The organism is Aurantibacter sp. (assembly GCF_042094015.1).
In the GTDB taxonomy this organism is placed as follows: Bacteria; Bacteroidota; Bacteroidia; order Flavobacteriales; family Flavobacteriaceae; genus Aurantibacter.
The window spans coordinates 1-4,015 of the sequence record NZ_JBELDZ010000117.1; the positions used below are offsets into that span (position 1 = coordinate 1).

At 30.0% G+C, this 4,015-nt stretch carries 2 protein-coding genes and 1 pseudogene; 2 read left to right on the forward strand and 1 reads right to left on the reverse strand.

What is annotated here, in order from left to right; translation table 11 throughout:
• The first annotated feature begins 40 nt into the window (after nucleotides 1-40).
• Nucleotides 41-1,216 (forward strand): annotated as a pseudogene (locus ACFDSN_RS11805) (GlmU family protein).
• Between the two features lie 20 nt (nucleotides 1,217-1,236).
• Here ACFDSN_RS11805 and ACFDSN_RS11810 read toward each other — a convergent pair.
• Nucleotides 1,237-2,832: an ABC transporter substrate-binding protein gene (locus ACFDSN_RS11810; RefSeq protein WP_375240059.1), complete on the reverse strand. Its 1,596-nt coding sequence runs from the start codon at nucleotides 2,830-2,832 to the stop codon at nucleotides 1,237-1,239.
• A gap of 199 nt (nucleotides 2,833-3,031) precedes the next feature.
• Here ACFDSN_RS11810 and ACFDSN_RS11815 point away from each other — a divergent pair.
• On the forward strand, nucleotides 3,032-4,015 hold a 984-nt coding region (locus tag ACFDSN_RS11815), incomplete at its 3' end, for a MiaB/RimO family radical SAM methylthiotransferase (protein WP_375240060.1).

Below are 4,015 nucleotides of genomic sequence, written 5' to 3' on the forward strand. Positions count from 1 at the left end.
AATTACTTTTGAAATACATTTACTTTAAATAGTTTTAAAAATGAATTATAGTCTTTTTGATGGTGAAAACCGTAATCATTTACTACCATTTACATAGACAAGACCAGTTGCAGATATTAGAATAGGTATTTTAACTATTCGAGAGAAATGGGAACGATTTCTTAATACAACTACAACTTCTGTTACTGAAGATTATTTGTCTGATAAATTCCCAATGGTAGAACTGGAGGAAAATATAATGCTTAATGCATCTTATTGTCCAAACAACGTTTTGGTAGAAATGGTAATAAATTTAAAAGAGAATCAAGCTATTTTTAAAGATGAAGATGTGATTGCTTTTTATACCAAAGATTCTCAAGAAGAAATTAATTTAGAAACTTACGAAGCTTTAGAATATAACGATGAAGTTCTTACTGTAAAAAATACGTGGGATATTTTTTCTAAAAATGATGTAGCTATAAAAGCAGATTTTAAATTTTTGACTCAAGATAGAGAATCTCAGCCAATTTCAGAAAGTAATAATATTATTGCTCCAGAAAATATTTTTATAGAAGAAGGTGCAAAAGTTGAGTTTGCTACACTAAACGCTAGTTCTGGACCAATTTATATTGGTAAAGATGCCGAAATAATGGAAGGTAGTTTGGTTCGCGGACCATTAGCATTATGTAATAATGCAGTTTTAAAATTAGGCGCAAAAATTTATGGAGCTACAACTGTTGGTCCGTATAGTAAAGTAGGAGGAGAAGTTAATAATTCTATATTAATGGGCTATTCTAATAAAGGACATGATGGTTTTTTAGGAAACTCTGTTTTAGGAGAATGGTGTAATTTAGGAGCAGATACTAATAACTCGAATCTTAAAAATAACTATGTAGAAGTTAAGCTATGGGATTATGATATGGGACGTTTTGCAAAAACTGGATTACAATTTTGTGGTTTAATTATGGGAGATCATAGTAAAACCGGAATTAACACTATGTTTAATACAGGAACTGTTGTTGGTGTAAACGCTAATGTTTTTGGAAGTGGTTTTCCTAGAAACTTTGTGCCAAGCTACTCTTGGGGTGGAGCAAGTGGGTTTACAACTTATAAAACGAATAAAGCTTTTGAGGTTGCAAAAGTAGTTATGGCAAGAAGACAAGTAGAATTTACTGAACAAGATAAAGCTATTTTAACACATGTTTTTGAAGAAACGAAGCAATATAGAAAAGATTAGATAAGTTAATTATGTGATGTTTATCTTTTAGAAACGTTTTTCAATTCCAATAAATTAACTGGATTTATACTTAAGCCATTTATGTTTTTACGAGTAAAACGAACCACTTCATCATAAAATAAAGGAACAATTGGTGTTTTACTCATAACTAAAGAATCCATTTTTGTGTAGAGAATTTGTCTTTTAGTAACATTAGTTTCGTTAAAAGCAGACTCGTATAAAGTATCAAATTCATCACTTTTAAAATGTGTATAATTTGGTCCATTTGGAGCAAAGTTTTTACTGTAATAAAGAGATAAATAATTTTCAGCATCTGGGTAATCTGCAACCCAACTTGCGCGGAACATATCTAGTTTTCCATTTGCTTTTCCACTTTTTAAAGCGGAAGCAGGCATAACATCTATACTTACTGCTAAACCAGTTTTTTGTAACTCACGCTGAATAAATTCACAAAAACTTAAATAATTTCCTGTTGTAGTAATTGTGATTTTAGGATTTGTAATTCCAGTATTATTACTGAATTCTTGTATTAATGCTTTAGCTTTTTCTGGTTGATACGTAAAACCTATAGATTTATTATAGCCTGGTAATCCTTTTGGTATAAAACCGCCATTTGCAGGAATACCAATACCATTTCTTAGGTAAGTCATCATTTTTTTACGGTTAAAACCATAGTTTATGGCTTTTCTAAGTGTTTCAGATTGAATTTCGGTTAAATCACTTTCCATATAAAATGCCAAATATTCGGTATTCAAATATGGTCCACGAATCATATTAACGTCTTTTTTGTATTTTGGACGTAAATTTCCTGTAGCTGTTAAAATATCATCTTTATATGATGCATCTAAACCCGAAACAAAATCGATGTTGCCTTGTGCAAATTGTAAAAACTCACTTTGTTTGTCTGGTAAAAAAGTTATAGCCACAGCTTCTAAGTGTGGTAATTGTTTTCCGTTATTATCTTTTTCAAAATAGTTGTTGTTTTTCCTAAAGACTAATTTTATGTTTTCTTCCCAACGTTTAAATTTAAATGGTCCAGTTCCAATAGGATGAGATCTAAAGTCGGATCCATAATGTTCTGTGATTTCTTTAGGTACTACACTACAATATTTCATAGTTAGTAGGCCTAAAAACGCAGGAAATGGTTGGTTTAGTTTTACAACAAAAGTAGAATCTGTTGTCGCATAAAAATTATCTACTTTACTAAAAACCCATTGACCAGAAGATGCTATTTTTTTGTCTAATATTCTATCAAAGCTATATTCAAAATCTTTGGCTGTTACAATTCTTGTGCTATCTTTTCCAAATAACTTGTGTTTATGGAAAAACACATCATTTCTAAGGTTAAATGTATAAGTTAAAGCGTCTTCACTAATTGTCCAATCTATCGCAATACTTGGTTTAACGTTTAAACTATCGTCCATTTGCACCAAACCATTAAATAATTGGTTCGTCGCCCAAATATCTGCTAAGTCCTTTGCAAATGCTGGATCTAAAGACCCAATGTTTTTATGCTCGTTATATCTAAAAACAGTTGTATTATCAATTGGAATGATATCACTTTTACAAGAAATTAATAACGTGATAATACTAATATAGGTGATAAGTTTGTTCATTTTGAAACTAGTCTTGTAGGTAATATTTCTATCTTTTATAGTTACACTATAAAAATAAATTTATTAATTAATAAAATTAAACACGCATAAAATGTCTTTATAATTTATGGTTTAAAAGTATTACGTAAATTTGCACTTTATAAAATTGAAAACCAAGAAATAAAGCTTTAAAGCTGTCTTGATTTTTATAATATGTGATATGGAACAAAAAAAAGTCGCTTTTTATACTTTAGGATGCAAACTGAATTTTTCAGAAACATCTACAATTTCAAGAAACTTTAAAGATGAAGGATTTACACGCGTAGATTTTTCTGAGAAAGCCGATATTTATGTCATTAATACGTGTTCTGTTACAGAAAATGCAGATAAACGATTTAAAACAGTTGTAAAACAAGCACAAAAAGCTAATCCTGAAGCTTTTGTTGCTGCAGTTGGTTGTTATGCACAATTAAAACCTCAGGAGTTGGCAGATGTTAATGGTGTTGATTTGGTTTTAGGTGCTACCGAAAAATTTAAAATTACAGACTATATAAACGATTTATCTAAAAACGATATGGGTGAAGTCCACTCATGCGATATTGATGAAGCCGATTTTTATGTAGGTAGTTACTCTATTGGAGACAGAACTCGAGCTTTTCTTAAAGTACAAGATGGTTGTGATTATAAATGTACTTATTGTACAATTCCGTTAGCAAGAGGAATTTCTAGAAGTGATGAATTAGTTAATGTGGTTAAGAATGCTGAAGAAATTTCATCTAAAAACATAAAAGAAATTGTTTTAACTGGTGTTAATATAGGTGATTATGGTAAAGGTGAATTTGGTAATAAAAAACACGAACATACGTTTTTAGAATTAGTTCAAGAACTAGATAAAGTTAAAGGTATTGAACGTTTAAGAATATCTTCTATAGAGCCTAATTTATTGAAGAACGAAACTATAGATGTAGTAAGTAAATCTAGAGCTTTTGTACCTCATTTTCATATTCCACTACAAAGTGGACATAATGAGATTTTAAAGTTAATGAAACGTAGATATATGCGAGAATTGTATGTAGATCGCGTAGCTAAAATAAAAGAGGTAATGCCCCACGCTTGTATTGGTGTAGACGTTATTGTTGGTTTTCCAGGTGAAACAGATGAACATTTTTTAGAAACATATAATTTTTTAAACACTCTAGATATT